This is a genomic window from Pedobacter suwonensis (genome assembly GCF_007833675.1).
In the GTDB taxonomy this organism is placed as follows: domain Bacteria; phylum Bacteroidota; class Bacteroidia; order Sphingobacteriales; family Sphingobacteriaceae; genus Pedobacter; species Pedobacter suwonensis.
The window spans coordinates 2,305,967-2,321,614 of sequence record NZ_CP031708.1; the positions used below are offsets into that span (position 1 = coordinate 2,305,967).

Here is a 15,648-nt window from a genome sequence, read left to right on the forward strand (position 1 = left end):
TATCTTTTAGATATGAGATGTGAGAATTGGGATGTGAGATATTAACACAAGCCCGGCACCCGCCACCCTATTTTTTAATCCTGATATTCCAAATTTGAGTGCAGATGAAGTTTATCTCACATCTATTATCTCAAATCTATCAATTATTATTTAGTAGCTTTTTTCTTGTTAGCAACTGTTTTTCTCTTACCCTTACGAGTACGTGAGTTGTTTTTCGTACGCTGACCACGAGAAGGTAAACCTTTTCTGTGACGTAAACCACGGTAACAACCAATATCCATTAAACGTTTGATGTTTAACTGAACTTCTGAGCGTAAAGCACCTTCTACTTTAATCTCATCGTTGATCATTGTACGGATTGCTGATAACTCATCATCAGACCAGTCTTGTACTTTTTTGTTTAAATCGATACCTGCCGTAGTTAAAATACGTTGAGCAGTTGTTCTACCGATACCATAGATATAGGTTAAACCGATCTCTCCTCTTTTGTTTCTTGGTAAATCAATACCTGAAATCCTTGCCATATTTATTATTGTTTTGCTGTAATTCCGAACGGCGGGCCACCGTTGTACGGTAAATTACACTATTTTCTAATTACCCTTGACGTTGCTTGTATTTAGGATTCTTCTTGTTGATAACGTAAAGTTTTCCTTTACGGCGAATAATCTTGCAATCAGCGCTACGTTTTTTAATTGATGATCTAACTTTCATTTTATTTGTATCTATAAGTAATGCGTCCTTTTGTTAAATCATAAGGAGACATTTCCAATTTAACTTTATCCCCAGGAAGAATTTTGATGTAGTGCATCCGCATCTTTCCTGAAATGTGCGCAATAATCTCATGCCCGTTCTCGAGTTCTACCCGGAACATTGCATTAGATAATGCTTCTCTTATTACTCCGTCTTGTTCAATTGAGGCTTGTTTAGCCATATTTTATTGATTGTTACTTAATTAGCTGCTTCTAAACAGGGTTGCAAAATTAAATAAAAAATTTTAATAATTTATTTTTTTTGTTGTAAAACTTCTTCTATAATAGAAAACGTCGATAAAACATCTGCTTTGCCCTTTTTGATGGCTACTGTGTGTTCAAAATGTGCCGATGGTTTATTGTCTTTACTGGTTACCGTCCATCCATCGTTATGGAATTTAACACCGGCTACGCCTGCATTGATCATGGGTTCTATTGCAATAACCATCCCTTCTTCCAGTTTTGGTCCTGCACCACGTTTCCCATAATTCGGAACCTCTGGTTTCTCATGAAGTTTTACACCAACACCATGCCCTACAAGTTCTCTTACTACACCAAATCCATTGGCTTCTGCGTATTGCTGAACAGCAAAACCGATATCACCGGTACGCATTCCAACAACAGCTTTTTCTATACCCAGTTCAAGGCAGCGTTGAGTAACGGTAAGCAACTTCTGTTTTTCGGCGTCTATCTCCCCTATCGGAAAAGTATAAGCCGAATCACCAAAATAATTGTTTTTAATCACTCCACAATCAACCGAAATAAGATCACCTTCTTGAATTACATATTCGCCCGGGAAACCATGAACAACTTGTTCATTTGGCGAAATACACAATGAGTAAGGAAAACCATTATAGTTTAAAAATGCAGGAATCGCTCCGTGGTCACTAATAAACTCATAGGCTAACTTATCTAACTGGATAGTAGTCATGCCTGCTTTTATTACCTTGGCCACCTCGGCCAGCGTTTTAGAAACAAGCATGGAACTTTCTCTTATTAACTCGATCTCCTCAAGAGACTTGTAATAAATTTTAGACATCCTTTACACTACAGTGCTGCGTTGCTACTTGCAGCAGGAACACCTGTTCTGCCGGTAACTCTACCTGTTTTCATCAGACCATCATAATGGCGCATCAATAAATAACTTTCGATCTGTTGCAATGTATCCAATACAACACCAACTAAAATCAATAAAGAAGTACCACCAAAGAAGTGTGCAAATTCTTGTTTAATACCAAACTTAACCGCAATTGAAGGCAGGATAGCAATAATCGCTAAAAATACCGCACCTGGGAAAGTGATTTTTGATATCACATCATCAATAAAAGTTGATGTTGCAAAGCCAGGTTTAATACCTGGAATAAAACCACCATTTTTCTTCATATCATCGCTCATTTGGGTTGGATTAACCGTAATGGCAGTATAGAAGAAAGTAAATGCGATAATTAAAAATGCGAATGTTAAGCTATAAGCCAACGAAGTGGTATTGCTGAACTGGATTAACCATGAACCTTGTAACGAAGGAACAAACTGCATTAAAGCACCTGGAATAAACATTAACGCCTGGGCAAAAATGATTGGCATAACACCAGCAGCATTAACCTTTAAAGGAATGTACTGACGAACACCACCGAACTGGCGGTTACCAACAATTTTTTTAGCGTATTGTACAGGTACTTTACGTACACCTTGAACAATTAAAATGGTAAACATCACCACTGCAAATAAGGCAACGATCTCTAAAACCAATGCAACTGGACCTCCACCTTCACTGGCCGAACCCACACGTGCACTAAACTCTTGAGAAATTGCTACCGGTAAACGGGCTATAATACCAACCATAATGATTAGTGATGTACCGTTACCAATACCTTTATCTGTAATTTTTTCACCTAACCACATTACGAATAACGTACCTGCCGTTAATACAAACGTAGATAACACTAAAAATAAAGTATTTGGTAATAAAATAGCTTCTGCAGGAACTTGCGTTTTAACGTAACCAACAGACTGAACGATTGTGATCGCTACCGTTAGGTAACGGGTAATCTGGTTCATTTTCTTTCTACCACTTTCGCCCTCTTTCTGCATTTTTTGGAAAGAAGGAACAGCAATACCCAATAGCTGCACCACAATCGATGCAGAAATGTAAGGCATTACCCCCAACGCCAAAATAGACACACGAGAGAAAGAACCGCCGGCAAACATATCCAGTAAGCCTAAAATTCCAGATTTTTCGTTGTTGCCTAAAGCAGTTGGATCTACACCTGGTAAAACCACGTGAGATACGAAACGGTATACCAAAAGAATTAAGAGCGTAAACAATATACGCTCTTTTAATTCCTGAATTTTCCAGATATTACTTAAAGTAGTAAATAGCTTCTTCATTTAATAATTACAATTTTACAATAGAACCACCTGCAGCTTCAATAGCTTTTTGTGCGGTTGCAGAGAACGCATGTGCTGTAATTTCTAGCTTTGCTTTAACTTCACCACGACCTAAAATTTTAACCAAGTCGTTTTTTGAAGCTAAACCATGTGCTTGTAAAGCAGCAAAATCGATAGTTGTTAAACTATGTTTTTCAGCTAATGCTTGTAAAACGTCTAAGTTTACGCCAACATACTCAGTACGGTTGATTGGTTTGAAACCAACTTTAGGCACACGACGTTGTAAAGGCATTTGACCACCTTCGAAACCGATTTTGGTTTTGTGACCTGAACGGGAACCCGCACCTTTGTGACCACGGGTTGAAGTACCGCCACGACCAGAACCTGTACCACGACCAATTCTCTTACTGTTTTTTGTAGAACCTACTGCAGGTTTTAAATTACTTAAATTCATTTTTTTGAATTTGTGTTGCCCTTCGCTTTCACTAAACAGGTACAACGATTAAACATATATAAAGGTAGTACCGGATTTTTCCAATACTACCTTTAAAACTTTTACTAGATTGCTTCGATTGCTACCAAATGGTTCACTTTACGAACCATACCGATAATCTGTGGAGTAGCTTCAACCTCTACACTTTGGTTCAATTTAGATAAACCCAAAGCCTGAACGGTTCTTTTTTGGCGCTCGCTTCTGTCGATAACGCTTTTTACTTGTGTTATTTTGATCTTAGCCATGATATTATCCGTTAAATACTTTGTTTAAATCAATACCACGGGTTTGAGCTACTGTATAAGCATCACGCATTTTAGTTAATGCATCAACAGTTGCTTTTACCACGTTGTGTGGGTTAGATGAACCTTTAGATTTTGCCAATACGTTATGTACACCGGCACTCTCTAATACAGCACGCATCGCACCACCGGCAATTACTCCTGTACCTACCGCAGCTGGTTTGATTAAAACAAAACCACCTGAGAATTTACCAATTTGCTCATGAGGAACAGTACCGTTTAAAATCGGAACTTTTACCAGATTCTTTTTGGCATCATCCACACCTTTAGCAATTGCTTCAGTTACCTCTTTCGCTTTACCTAAACCGAAACCAACAACACCGTTCTCATCGCCTACAACAACAATTGCTGAGAAGCTGAAAGTACGGCCACCTTTGGTTACTTTGGCAACACGTTGTATACTAACCAAACGATCCTTTAATTCGATATCGGTGGTTTTTACTCTTTTTATATTAATAGTTGACATCTTACTTTTTCTTCAGATTAAAATACTAAACCAGCTTCGCGGGCACCCTCTGCCAACGATTTTACGCGACCGTGGTATAAATAGCCATTTCTATCGAAAACAACTTCTTTAACACCTGCAGCAATTGCTTTTTCGGCTACTAACTTGCCTACTGCAACTGACTGATCGCTTTTGTTTCCAGTACCAGTAAAATCTTTCGATAATGATGATGCTGACGCTATTGTTGTACCGGTTACATCGTTAATTACCTGCGCATAAATCCCTTTATTGCTTCTATATACAGATAACCTTGGACGTTCTTCCGAACCGGTAAGTCTTTTTCTGATCCCTTTTTTAATACGATCTCTTCTTGATAATTTTTTACCTGCCATGATTACTATTTTTTAGATGCTGATTTACCTGCTTTTCTTCTTAACACTTCACCTACAAACTTGATACCTTTACCTTTATATGGTTCCGGTGCACGTAACGAACGGATTTTCGCTGCTACCTGGCCAATCAATTGTTTGTCAATACTCTCTAAAATAATTTTAGGAGTCTGACCTTTTTCTGATTGTGTAGTTACTTTAATCTCTGCTGGCAACTGGAATACATAGTGGTGAGAATAACCCAAAACAAGGTCTAATGTGTTGCCTTGATTTGTAGCACGGTAACCAACACCTACCAACTCTTGAGTTAATGTATAACCTTCTGTAACACCAACAACCATGTTGTTAAGCAAAGAGCGGTATAAACCGTGTAATGCTTTGTGTTTCTTTTGATCTGATGGACGTTGAACTGTTAAAATTCCATCTTCCTGACTTACAGTGATATCTTTATCAACTGTTTGTGATAATTCACCTTTAGGGCCTTTTACAGTTACCACGTTATCGTTAGATACGGTAATGGTTACACCTGAAGGGATTGTAATTGGGGCTTTTCCTATTCTTGACATTGTGTAGTTCTCCTAAATATTAATAAACGTGACACAATACCTCACCACCAATGTTTAATTTGGCTGCTTCTTTATCGGTCATTACACCTTTAGAAGTAGATAAGATTGCGATACCTAAACCGTTTAATACTCTTGGCATATTTTCAACGCCTGCATACTGTCTCAAACCTGGTTTACTTACTCGCACTAATGTACGAATAGCAGGAACTTTAGTAATCGGATTGTATTTCAAAGCAATTTTAATAGTGCCTTGAACTGTAGTATCTTCAAACTTATAGTTCGCGATGTAACCTTTATCAAAAAGTACTTTAGTGATTTCCTTTTTAAGGTTTGATGCAGGAATTTCTACAACTCTGTGGTTGGCCTTAATGGCATTCCTTACTCTTGTTAAATAATCTGCTATTGGATCTGTATTCATTATTTATTGTTTTTGATAGTGGTTTCCTTTCCCGATTTCACATCGGAGTGGGACCTGCTATCGGTTAAAATTCTTTTTCTGGTAAATAGACATAAGTATCAAGTATCAAGAAACCAAATGATCTCGATACTTGACACTCAGTACTAGCTACTTATATTACCAAGATGCTTTTTTAACACCTGGTATTTTACCGTCTAGTGCCATTTCGCGGAATGTTACCCTTGAAATGCCAAAGGTACGCATATATCCACGAGGACGACCAGTTAATTTACAACGGTTGTGTAAACGTACCGGAGATGAGTTTTTAGGTAATTTATCTAAACCCTCGAAATCTCCCGCAGCTTTTAATGCTGCACGTTTTTCAGCGTATCTAGCTACCAATTTTTGGCGCTTAACTTCGCGTGCTTTTACACCTTCTTTTGCCATTATTCTGCTGTTTTTTGATTTTTAAATGGTAATCCGAATTGTTTCAATAACTCAAGTGCTTCAACGTCAGATTTTGCCGAAGTTACGAAAGTTATATCCATCCCTAAAATTTTATTGATTTTATCTATATTAATCTCTGGGAAGATGATTTGCTCAGTAACACCTAATGTGTAGTTACCTTTTCCATCAAAACCTTTATCGTTAATACCTTTGAAATCACGGATACGTGGTAAAGCTACTGAAATCAAACGATCCAAGAACTCATACATGTTGTTATCACGTAATGTTACACGCACACCTACCGGCATACCTTTACGTAATTTAAAGTTAGAGATATCTTTTTTAGATTGTGCTGCAACCGCCTGCTGACCAGTAATGGTAGTCAATTCTACGATTGTAGTATCCATAATCTTTTTATCAGTAACAGAAAAACGACCTACACCCTGATTGATGCAGATTTTTTCCAATTTAGGAACCTGCATTACAGTTTTATACTGAAATTTTTCTTTTAATGCATTTACAACTTCTTCTTTGTATTTGCTTTTTAATCTAGGTGTAGCCATTATTTAATTTCCTCCCCTGAAATTTTAGCAACTCTAACGATTTTACCATCTGCGTTTACTTTACGGCCAACGCGGGTAGCTTTACCAGATTTTGGATCAACCAACATCAGGTTAGAAACGTGAAGAGCAGCTTCTTTTTTAATAATACCACCGTTCGGATTTGCAGCATTTGGCTTAGTATGTTTAGATACTAAATTGATGCCTTCTACAATGGCTCTGTTTTTATCTTTTTGTACTGAAAGTACTTTTCCTTGTTGACCTTTTGAATCGCCAGCAATTACTTTAACTAAATCTCCTGTACGGATTTTAAGTTTTGGTGTATTTACTTTGTTTCCCATTTTATAATACCTCCGGTGCTAATGATACGATTTTCATGAATTGTTTTTCACGTAGTTCTCTCGCAACCGGGCCAAAGATACGTGTACCTCTTGGCTCATCCTGTGCGTTCAATAATACAGCAGCATTATCGTCAAAACGGATATAAGAACCATCTTTACGACGGATTTCTTTTTTAGTTCTTACAACAACTGCTTTTGAAACTGTACCTTTTTTAACATTACCTGATGGTAATGCGCTTTTAACGGTAACAACTACCTTATCACCAATTGAAGCATATCGTTTGCCGGTTCCACCTAACACACGAATTACCAATACTTCTTTTGCGCCGCTGTTATCAGCAACGTTTAATCTCGATTCCTGTTGTACCATCTTATTTAGCTCTTTCTAAAATTTGTACCAATCTCCAGTTCTTGTTTTTACTCAAAGGACGAGTTTCCATAATTAATACAGTATCACCGATACCGCACTCATTTTTCTCGTCGTGAGCCATAAATTTGGTAGTTTTCTTTACGAACTTACCATAAATCGGGTGTTTTACTTTACGCTCCACGCTCACTACAACAGATTTATCCATCTTGTTGCTTACCACTAACCCGGTTCTTGTTTTTCTTAATTGTCTTTCCATGTCGACTCTCAAATTATTTAGTTTCAGTAGCTGACTCCGTGTTTTTCACTTTAGTCAACTGAGTGTTTAAACGGGCTATGTCTTTCCTTACTTTTGCAATACGCGAAGGATTTTCGATAGCTGAAATAGTGTGAGCGAACTTTAATTTTGATAAGTTCTCTTTTTCTTCCGCAATCTTAGCTACTAATTCTTCTTTTGAAAGCCCTGTGATTTCTGAATTTTTCATTTTTCTTTTTCTTTTACGTTGAGTGTAGCGGTTATAATAAACAAGTATTTACAACATTCATCTCAACACTTTACTATGCTTCTACGTAATCTCTACGTACTACGAATTTGGTTTGGATCGGTAATTTCTGAGCGGCTAAACGCAATGCTTCTTTAGCAACTTCCAAAGGCACACCTTCAGCTTCGAAAATTACACGTCCAGGTCTTACAACTGCTACCCAATACTCAGGAGCACCTTTACCTTTACCCATACGTACCTCAGCAGGTTTTTTAGTTACCGGTTTGTCCGGGAAAATTCTGATCCATACTTGGCCTTCACGTTTCATGAAACGGGTTACGGCGATACGGGCAGCCTCTATCTGGCGACTTGTGATCCAAGTAGCTTCTAAAGATTTGATACCGAAAGATCCGAATGCTAATTCAGCTCCACGTGAAGCTAAACCTTTCATTCTGCCTTTTTGCATCTTCCTGAACTTCGTTCTTTTTGGCTGTAACATTTTATTTTGTTCTAATCGTTAAACGATGTTAATAAATCAATTATTTACGAGGACCTCTGTTAGCGCCTGCGCCACCACCTCTGTTTGCACCACCCTGGCCTGGACCACGACCACCGCCTTGGTTTCCACCACGTCTGTCGTTACCACCGCCACGGTTATCTCTTCCACCACCACGGTTATCTCTTCCACCGAAAGCTGGTTTATCCGAAGCGCCTTTTGGACCGTTGTTTGTTGCACCAATGTTTGGAGACAAATCACGTTTTCCATAAACCTCACCTTTACAGATCCAAACTTTAACACCTATTTTACCATAAGTAGTTAAGGCTTCAGCTAAAGCGTAGTCGATATCAGCACGGAATGTATGCAAAGGCACTCTTCCTTCTTTGTACTGCTCAGTACGTGCCATCTCAGCACCACCTAAACGACCAGAAGTCATTATTTTGATACCTTCAGCACCCATACGCATGGTTGATGCGATAGAAGATTTCATTGCTCTACGGAATGAGATCCTTGCTTCTAATTGTTTTGCAACACCTTCTGCAACTAATTGTGCATCAAGTTCCGGTCGTTTAATTTCAAAGATGTTAATTTGAATTTCCTTTTTAGTCAATTTCTTTAACTCTTCTTTGATTTTATCAACCTCAGCACCTGCTTTACCGATTACGATACCTGGACGAGCTGTGTGGATAGTTACCGTGATACGTTTTAACGTACGCTCGATTACTACTTTTGCAACACCGCCTTTAGCGATACGGGCAGAAAGATATTTTCTTATTTTCTCATCTTCAACTAATTTATCGGAGTAGTTGTTGCCACCGAACCAGTTAGAATCCCATCCTTTGATAATTCCTAACCTGGCACCTATTGGATTTGCTTTTTGTCCCATTTCCTAATTAGTTTTGAGTTGTTTCTGTGTTTTTACTATCTACAATCAGCGTTACGTGGTTAGAACGTTTACGAATTCTATATCCACGGCCTTGAGGAGCTGGACGTAAGCGTTTTAACTGACGGCCACCATCAACCATTACTGTTTTAACAAAAAGTTGGTTTTCTTCAGGGCGGGCACCTTCATTTTTAGTTTCCCAGTTTTTGATAGCAGATAATAATAATTTCTCAACTTTTATTGCTGCTTCTTTATTGGTAAACTTTAAAATGCTTAATGCTTTTTCTACACGTTCACCTCTGATAAGATCTACAACCAAACGCATCTTACGCGGTGAGGTTGGACAATTGTTTAATTTTGCTACTGCTTCCATTGTCTAATTATTTTTTCTTTTCAGCGTGTCCTCTGAATGTTCTGGTTGGAGCAAATTCTCCCAACTTGTGACCAACCATGTTTTCTGTAACGTACACAGGGATGAATTTATTTCCATTGTGTACAGCAAATGTATGATTCACGAAGTCTGGTGATATCATTGATCTGCGAGACCAAGTTTTGATTACAGACTTTTTGCCTGAATCATTCATAGAGTTTACTTTTTTCTCTACGTTATGGTCAATATAAGGTCCTTTTTTTATCGAACGAGCCATTATTTCTTCCTTCTCTCTATGATGTAACGATTAGAATATTTTTTAAGTTCTCTGGTTTTGTAGCCTTTAGCTAAAACACCTTTTCTTGAACGTGGGTGACCACCTGATGATCTACCTTCACCACCACCCATTGGGTGATCTACCGGGTTCATCGCTACCGGTCTGGTTCTCGGACGACGGCCCAACCAACGTTTACGACCTGCTTTACCCAATACTTCGTTTGCGTGATCTGAGTTAGATACTGCACCGATAGTAGCCAGACAAGTAGTCAAAATTAAACGGGTTTCGCCTGAAGGCATTTTTAAAGTAGCATATTTACCATCGCGGGCAGCTAATTGCGCATAAGCACCTGCACTACGAGCCAATTGTGCTCCTTTTCCAGGGTGGATCTCCACGTTGTGGATGATAGAACCTAATGGAATGTTCGATAATTTTAAAGTGTTACCTACTTCTGGTGCTGCTTTATCGCCCGATAATAATACCGAACCAACTTGCAATCCTTCAGGAGCAATGATATAACGCTTCTCGCCATCTGCATAATGTAATAATGCGATGCGGGCAGTACGGTTTGGATCGTATTCAACAGTAGCTACCGTTGCAGGAATATCGAATTTATCGCGTTTGAAGTCGATTAAACGATACGATTTTTTATGACCACCACCCATGTAGCGCATAGTCATTTTACCTGTATTGTTACGTCCACCAGACTTTTTTGATGATACAACCAATGATTTTTCGGGCTTGGTTGCTGTAATCTCCGTAAAACTAGCACCAACTCTGAAGCGGGTACCTGGAGTAACTGGTTTAAATTTTCTTAAGCCCATAGTTATAATGAATGATTAAATTAAAGGGTTGCGTAATAATCTATTGTTTCGCCGTCTTTTAACGTTACGATTGCTTTTTTGTATTTCGGGCTACGGCCTGATACAAAACCTGCTTTAGTGTAACGAGATTTAGCTTTTCCATCAACAACCATTGTGTTAACTGCAACGATGGTTACACCGTACAATTTCTCAATAGCAGCTTTGATTTGGATTTTGTTAGCCTTGTGGTTAACACTGAACGTGAAACGGTTAGATTTCTCAGATAAAGCTGAAGCTTTTTCGGTTAATATTGGTTTTTTTAAAATTTCCATATTACTTGGCAAACGCCTCCTCCAAAGTTTTAACAGAATCAGCAGTTAACACAAGTACACCAGCGTTCAACACATCATAAGTGTTTAAATCTGCTGCAGAGATTACTTTTGTTTTCTGAACGTTTCTGCTTGATAAATAGATATTATTATTTTGTGCAGGTAAAACCAACAAAGTTTTTTGATCATCCACTTTTAAAGCAGCTAATAAACTTGTGTAGTTTTTAGTTTTAATCGTATCGAAGTTGAAATCTTCTAAAACTACCACGTTGTTGTCTTTTGCTTTATAAGCTAAAGCCGATTTACGTGCTAATGATTTTAATTTCTTGTTCAATTTAAAACTGTAATCACGCGGCTGAGGACCGAAAACACGACCACCACCGTTAAATAACGGAGATTTAATGCTACCGGCACGGGCACCACCTGTACCTTTTTGTTTGTATAGTTTACGGGTTGAACCAGCAATCTCGTTACGTTGTTTAGATTTGTGAGTACCTTGACGTTGGTTAGCCAAATACTGCTTAACATCTAAATAAATCGCGTGGTCGTTAGGCTCGATACCAAATACCGATTCAGGAAGTTGCACCTTGGCACCTGTTTCTTTACCTGAAATGTTTAATACTTTAACTTCCATCTGATTATTTGTCTAAGATTACGTAAGAACCTTTAGCTCCTGGAATGGAACCACTAACTACTAATAAGTTTTGCTCAGCATAAACTTTCAAAACCTGTAAGTTTTGAATTTTCACCCTGTCTCCACCTGTTCTTCCTGCCATGCGCATTCCTTTGAATACACGTGAAGGAAATGATGATGCTCCCAATGAACCCGGGGCACGTAAACGGTTATGCTGACCGTGAGTCTGCATACCAACACCGGCAAATCCGTGGCGTTTTACAACACCCTGAAAACCTTTACCTTTTGAGGTACCTACAACATCAACAAAATCGCCTTCTGCAAATGCATCTACAGTTACCACATCACCTAAATTAAGTTCAGTTGTAAATGAGTTGAATTCTACCAGCTTGCGTTTTGGAGTTGTGTTTGCTTTCGCGAAATGGCCTTTTAACGGCTGAGATGTGTTTTTCTCTTTTTTCTCATCGTACCCTAGCTGAACAGCAGAATACCCGTCTTTTTCTTCGGTCTTTACTTGTGTAACTACACAAGGCCCAGCTTCGATTACAGTACAAGGAATGTTTCTTCCTTCTGCATCGAAAATACTGGTCATTCCTACTTTTTTTCCAATAATTCCTGACATTTTATCTTTTCTTTTTAACACCCATCGAAGCAGTAGGGCTTCGTTCAAGGTGGTTGTACATCCCCCGAAAGGGACGGCAAAGATAGGCAAGAATTATTAATTTTCAAATAGTTAGCTAAATATTTTTTCAAATAAATTGCTGATATGATGGGATTTAGCCTTAAAAGGCTTAGTAAAGTCATATAAAGACTTAAAATACCTATCTACTTACTTGATATTTAACCTATTAATTTCTTAATACACTAAGAAACAGCATTTAATAATTGAAAAGAGTCGTCTTTAATTACGCCCTTCTATTCTATTTTTAACAGCCTCCATTACGCTAAGTACCGCATTTTCATTACATTCGTACTTATATATGTTATTTACTAATACTGCACTACAAACAATTGCATCTTCAAGATTATCTTTTCCTAAAAAGTACTGACATAATGCAGCGTAAAAAAACATAAACTCTCCCTCCGAAAAAGAGGTGCGTTGTGGGAAAGCCTGATTTAGATAATACTGGCTATTTAATAGCTCAAATCCTTTTTCTAGCTCCTGATCGATGATAGCTGCATGCGCAACAAAAATTCTGAGGTATAAAAAATCGGGGAAAAGGGTTAATCCTTTTTGAGCTATTTCATTGGCCTTATAGTTGAGATTAGCCAGCTTATATTGCAGAAACAATTCAATATAAAAATAAGGATTATCTGGGTTCTTAACCAAAAGCTTTTGTATCTGGCTTAAACTCTCATTACTTTGTTCTTCAAATATATGTTGATTTAAATCTATACATTCTACTATTTCATTATCCAAATCCTCATTAGCGCTGTAAAAAGTGGTGTCAACCATATTATTAAGAACTTCAACAATCAGGTCATTGTCTAAATTAGTTGCGTTATTAAACCTTACATCGTTGTAATAGTCATTTATCAAATCAAAATATATCTGCTTAAAATCAGATATATCCTCATTGCCAAATCCATTTAATTCTCCCTCTTCAAACTCATCATTTTCATAAAATAGGTAATTACCCGCTCCAACATTTTTATCCAGAGTAGCCAAGATCTGCTTTATTTTAGCAGGATTATCATTTGGTCCAATGTAATATGCAGGCACACCCGCTTCTCCAAATTCGATATCAATTAACGGGATGTGATCATCATCTTCTTCCAATATATATTGGGCAACCGACCAATCTTTATGCGGTTTAAAGCCACAATCATTAGCAAAAGCTTCTGCACCGTAAATGATGTTATGCGCATGATCGTATTCAATTTCTTCCCCGTTAATATAATCTACCAGGTCGAACATTTCATCTTCAGACACACTAAACTTAAAAAAGGCATCCTTAATCCCCAAGCATTTCAAATCCACAAGGTAAAAACCGAGGGTAACATTCCCATTAGTATGCTTCCGACTCACCAATATATTAGCCATACCCGCCCCAATCCAATCGCGACTAATGAAGCAACTACCTAGTTGCAATCCCCTAGCCCGGGTTTTAATAAAATTTTCTGGTTTTTGGAATAATTGAACAGTTTTACCTGATTTAGCCATTGGATTGTGGTCTTTATAAGACTTTAAAAAACAATTTTAGTTGTTTACTTTTAATATCTGAAAAATTAATGTGCTATCCCGCCGTTTAGGCTAATGGTTATAATAGCCAAAATAATAAATCCTATCAGCACATATAAGTAATCTCGCTCAATCAAAAAGCTAAAAATTGCGAATACGATTCGTGCAATTGGCGTAAAAATAAGCATCAGTATGCCAAACTGTACAATAGCATCGCCCTGGCAACTGGCTACTCCCCTAAATATGCCTGTAATGGAAGAAAACTTGCTGAGTTCTGGCGTAAAAACTTTATAATTGGTAATGGCTCCTTTGTTGTGGATGAGGAAAATAGCACCGCCGATTAATACAATTGACATCGAAATGATTACGCCTGCACGTAAAAGTGTTCCAAGAATTAACTGAATATCCTTATCGTTCAGATTTTCTTTTTTTCCTGTATCCATTATAACCCACTTATTCCTTTATAAATCATCTGCAATGCCAAAAAAGCAACTACAATGGCAAACACAATTTTAAGTTTATCGGTTTTGGCCTTTACCAATACTTTCGAACCCACGGTTGCCCCTGTTAAAACACCAATGCAAACGGGCATGGCAATACCAGGATCAATCTGGCCACGGTGCAGATAAACTACAGCACTGGCTGCTGCTGTAACACCCATCATAAAATTACTGGTTGTTGTTGATACCTTAAAGGGCAAACGCATAATATTATCCATTGCAATTACCTTTAAGGCTCCGCTCCCAATACCCAGCAAACCAGATAAGGTTCCGGCAAAAAGCATCATTAAAAAACCTCCCGGTACATTTTTCACTGCGTATGGCTGGTTTATACCTTTATCAGGGTATGAGCCGTTGAGTTTAAAAAACCTGGCCCATTTATCTGTATTTTCCGAAATAGTATGATCTACTTTTTTCTTTAAAGTCATAATTGCCGAAAAGATTAAAATACAACCAAATAGGATAGCAATATAATTTGCATTGAGGTAAACGGCTACAATTGCACCGCAAATGGCACCTATGGTGGTGGCAATTTCTAAAAACATCCCGATACGGATATTCGTGATGCCCTCTTTTACATAAGCAGCAGCCGAACCTGAAGAAGTAGCGATAACTGAAACAATGGATGCACCAATAGCATAATGGATATCAACACCTAAAGCCAGTGTAAGCAACGGAATAATAATTACTCCTCCACCTAAACCAGTTAACGAGCCCAATAATCCAGCTAAAAAAGCGCCTAATAAAACGATAATGGTAAACAGCAATACCGACATGCAGGCAAATATAAAACACTTGTTTTGGCGAAACGAAGGTTTTAGGGAATAAAATAAAGTCTATATGTTATATGGAATAGGTAAAATGGATGAGGGAAAAATGGATATACATCACAGCTCATCATATGCACTTTCGAGTTCTGTTAAAATAAATTGAGGTTTAGTAACAGCATATTTGATTTTTATGTAATCGCCTACCTGTAAACCCTTCGGATTTATATCCCAGCTTCCATCAAATGAATAATCAACATGATTTACCTGATATTTTACTTTAATGGAATGCCCTTTATAATGTTTAATCCTTACAATCAATCCCTTTCCATAATCATATCCGCCCTTAACAAAATTAATACGCTCTTGATGATCTTTCTTTGAAGATCTGTTTATCATCAATAAACCTAAAAGTACCAGGATTGCTATAACAGCGAGCGTTGTGGCTGCTTTAAGCTTATCACTCATCTGTTTTGCT

29 protein-coding genes are annotated in these 15,648 nt (G+C 37.8%); all 29 read right to left on the bottom strand.

The annotated features are described in order from the left end of the window. Positions 1-146: 146 nt before the first annotated feature. The 29 genes from rpsM to DV942_RS09385 all read right to left on the bottom strand — a co-directional run bounded on the left by rpsM (position 147) and on the right by DV942_RS09385 (position 15,638). The gene (rpsM, locus tag DV942_RS09245; RefSeq protein WP_010599886.1) at positions 147-524 is read right to left on the bottom strand and encodes a 30S ribosomal protein S13; all 378 of its coding nucleotides are present in this window, start codon (positions 522-524) and stop codon (positions 147-149) included. Positions 525-594: 70 nt separating this feature from the next. Beyond that, the gene (gene rpmJ, locus DV942_RS09250; protein WP_010599887.1) at positions 595-711 is read right to left on the bottom strand and encodes a 50S ribosomal protein L36; all 117 of its coding nucleotides are present in this window, start codon (positions 709-711) and stop codon (positions 595-597) included. Position 712: 1 nt separating this feature from the next. Next, positions 713-931: a translation initiation factor IF-1 gene (gene infA, locus DV942_RS09255; RefSeq protein WP_010599888.1), complete on the bottom strand. Its 219-nt coding sequence runs from the start codon at positions 929-931 to the stop codon at positions 713-715. Between the two features lie 71 nt (positions 932-1,002). After that, on the bottom strand, positions 1,003-1,788 hold the full coding sequence (gene map, locus DV942_RS09260) for a type I methionyl aminopeptidase (protein WP_145857021.1): 786 nt from the start codon (positions 1,786-1,788) through the stop codon (positions 1,003-1,005). Positions 1,789-1,796: 8 nt separating this feature from the next. Beyond that, entirely contained in the window at positions 1,797-3,137 is a 1,341-nt protein-coding gene (secY, locus tag DV942_RS09265; RefSeq protein ID WP_090501111.1) for a preprotein translocase subunit SecY, read from the bottom strand. A gap of 7 nt (positions 3,138-3,144) precedes the next feature. Beyond that, the gene (gene rplO / locus DV942_RS09270) at positions 3,145-3,591 is read right to left on the bottom strand and encodes a 50S ribosomal protein L15 (RefSeq protein WP_025145210.1); all 447 of its coding nucleotides are present in this window, start codon (positions 3,589-3,591) and stop codon (positions 3,145-3,147) included. Positions 3,592-3,695: 104 nt separating this feature from the next. Next, positions 3,696-3,875, bottom strand: a complete 180-nt coding sequence (gene rpmD, locus DV942_RS09275) for a 50S ribosomal protein L30 (RefSeq protein WP_090984037.1) — start codon at positions 3,873-3,875, stop codon at positions 3,696-3,698. Between the two features lie 4 nt (positions 3,876-3,879). Next, positions 3,880-4,398: a 30S ribosomal protein S5 gene (rpsE, locus tag DV942_RS09280; RefSeq protein ID WP_010599893.1), complete on the bottom strand. Its 519-nt coding sequence runs from the start codon at positions 4,396-4,398 to the stop codon at positions 3,880-3,882. Between the two features lie 17 nt (positions 4,399-4,415). Next, positions 4,416-4,769: a 50S ribosomal protein L18 gene (gene rplR, locus DV942_RS09285; protein WP_090501109.1), complete on the bottom strand. Its 354-nt coding sequence runs from the start codon at positions 4,767-4,769 to the stop codon at positions 4,416-4,418. A gap of 5 nt (positions 4,770-4,774) precedes the next feature. After that, on the bottom strand, positions 4,775-5,332 hold the full coding sequence (gene rplF / locus DV942_RS09290; protein WP_145857023.1) for a 50S ribosomal protein L6: 558 nt from the start codon (positions 5,330-5,332) through the stop codon (positions 4,775-4,777). 19 nt (positions 5,333-5,351) lie between these two features. Then, positions 5,352-5,750 (bottom strand): 30S ribosomal protein S8, encoded by a 399-nt coding sequence (gene rpsH / locus DV942_RS09295; RefSeq protein ID WP_039475190.1) that lies wholly within the window; start codon positions 5,748-5,750, stop codon positions 5,352-5,354. Positions 5,751-5,906: 156 nt separating this feature from the next. Continuing rightward, positions 5,907-6,176, bottom strand: coding sequence for a 30S ribosomal protein S14 (gene rpsN, locus DV942_RS09300; protein ID WP_039475193.1), 270 nt, complete (start codon positions 6,174-6,176; stop codon positions 5,907-5,909). After that, a complete protein-coding gene (gene rplE / locus DV942_RS09305; protein ID WP_090984040.1) occupies positions 6,176-6,742 on the bottom strand; it encodes a 50S ribosomal protein L5 in 567 nt (188 codons plus the stop codon). Before rplE ends, rpsN begins: the two co-directional genes overlap by 1 nt. Beyond that, positions 6,739-7,077 (bottom strand): 50S ribosomal protein L24, encoded by a 339-nt coding sequence (gene rplX / locus DV942_RS09310; RefSeq protein WP_090984042.1) that lies wholly within the window; start codon positions 7,075-7,077, stop codon positions 6,739-6,741. Before rplX ends, rplE begins: the two co-directional genes overlap by 4 nt. Before the next feature lies 1 nt (position 7,078). Further along, positions 7,079-7,447: a 50S ribosomal protein L14 gene (gene rplN, locus DV942_RS09315; protein WP_090886529.1), complete on the bottom strand. Its 369-nt coding sequence runs from the start codon at positions 7,445-7,447 to the stop codon at positions 7,079-7,081. A gap of 1 nt (position 7,448) precedes the next feature. After that, entirely contained in the window at positions 7,449-7,703 is a 255-nt protein-coding gene (gene rpsQ / locus DV942_RS09320) for a 30S ribosomal protein S17 (protein ID WP_010599901.1), read from the bottom strand. 13 nt (positions 7,704-7,716) lie between these two features. Then, entirely contained in the window at positions 7,717-7,929 is a 213-nt protein-coding gene (gene rpmC / locus DV942_RS09325; protein WP_090984044.1) for a 50S ribosomal protein L29, read from the bottom strand. A gap of 73 nt (positions 7,930-8,002) precedes the next feature. After that, a complete protein-coding gene (gene rplP / locus DV942_RS09330) occupies positions 8,003-8,425 on the bottom strand; it encodes a 50S ribosomal protein L16 (protein ID WP_010599903.1) in 423 nt (140 codons plus the stop codon). Positions 8,426-8,465: 40 nt separating this feature from the next. Further along, the gene (rpsC, locus tag DV942_RS09335; RefSeq protein ID WP_090501104.1) at positions 8,466-9,311 is read right to left on the bottom strand and encodes a 30S ribosomal protein S3; all 846 of its coding nucleotides are present in this window, start codon (positions 9,309-9,311) and stop codon (positions 8,466-8,468) included. A 7-nt stretch (positions 9,312-9,318) separates the two neighbouring features. Further along, positions 9,319-9,681 carry a 50S ribosomal protein L22 gene (gene rplV, locus DV942_RS09340; protein ID WP_090984046.1) on the bottom strand — a complete coding sequence of 121 codons (363 nt, stop codon included), beginning with the start codon at positions 9,679-9,681 and terminating at the stop codon, positions 9,319-9,321. Between the two features lie 7 nt (positions 9,682-9,688). Beyond that, positions 9,689-9,955, bottom strand: a complete 267-nt coding sequence (gene rpsS / locus DV942_RS09345) for a 30S ribosomal protein S19 (protein WP_010599906.1) — start codon at positions 9,953-9,955, stop codon at positions 9,689-9,691. Then, entirely contained in the window at positions 9,955-10,779 is an 825-nt protein-coding gene (gene rplB / locus DV942_RS09350) for a 50S ribosomal protein L2 (RefSeq protein ID WP_090984048.1), read from the bottom strand. The genes rpsS and rplB overlap by 1 nt, the downstream gene beginning before the upstream one ends. A 20-nt stretch (positions 10,780-10,799) precedes the next feature. Further along, positions 10,800-11,090 carry a 50S ribosomal protein L23 gene (rplW, locus tag DV942_RS09355; protein ID WP_090501098.1) on the bottom strand — a complete coding sequence of 97 codons (291 nt, stop codon included), beginning with the start codon at positions 11,088-11,090 and terminating at the stop codon, positions 10,800-10,802. Between the two features lies 1 nt (position 11,091). Next, complete coding sequence (rplD, locus tag DV942_RS09360; protein WP_090501096.1) at positions 11,092-11,721, bottom strand: 50S ribosomal protein L4; 630 nt, start codon at positions 11,719-11,721, stop codon at positions 11,092-11,094. Between the two features lie 4 nt (positions 11,722-11,725). Further along, positions 11,726-12,343 carry a 50S ribosomal protein L3 gene (gene rplC / locus DV942_RS09365; RefSeq protein ID WP_090984227.1) on the bottom strand — a complete coding sequence of 206 codons (618 nt, stop codon included), beginning with the start codon at positions 12,341-12,343 and terminating at the stop codon, positions 11,726-11,728. Positions 12,344-12,622: 279 nt separating this feature from the next. Beyond that, positions 12,623-13,885 carry a tetratricopeptide repeat protein gene (locus DV942_RS09370; RefSeq protein WP_145857025.1) on the bottom strand — a complete coding sequence of 421 codons (1,263 nt, stop codon included), beginning with the start codon at positions 13,883-13,885 and terminating at the stop codon, positions 12,623-12,625. Between the two features lie 65 nt (positions 13,886-13,950). Continuing rightward, positions 13,951-14,346, bottom strand: coding sequence for a DUF1634 domain-containing protein (locus tag DV942_RS09375; protein WP_145857027.1), 396 nt, complete (start codon positions 14,344-14,346; stop codon positions 13,951-13,953). Next, entirely contained in the window at positions 14,346-15,179 is an 834-nt protein-coding gene (locus tag DV942_RS09380; RefSeq protein WP_145857029.1) for a sulfite exporter TauE/SafE family protein, read from the bottom strand. The genes DV942_RS09375 and DV942_RS09380 overlap by 1 nt, the downstream gene beginning before the upstream one ends. Before the next feature lie 111 nt (positions 15,180-15,290). Next, positions 15,291-15,638: a hypothetical protein gene (locus DV942_RS09385; protein ID WP_145857034.1), complete on the bottom strand. Its 348-nt coding sequence runs from the start codon at positions 15,636-15,638 to the stop codon at positions 15,291-15,293. Between the last annotated feature and the right edge of the window lie 10 nt (positions 15,639-15,648).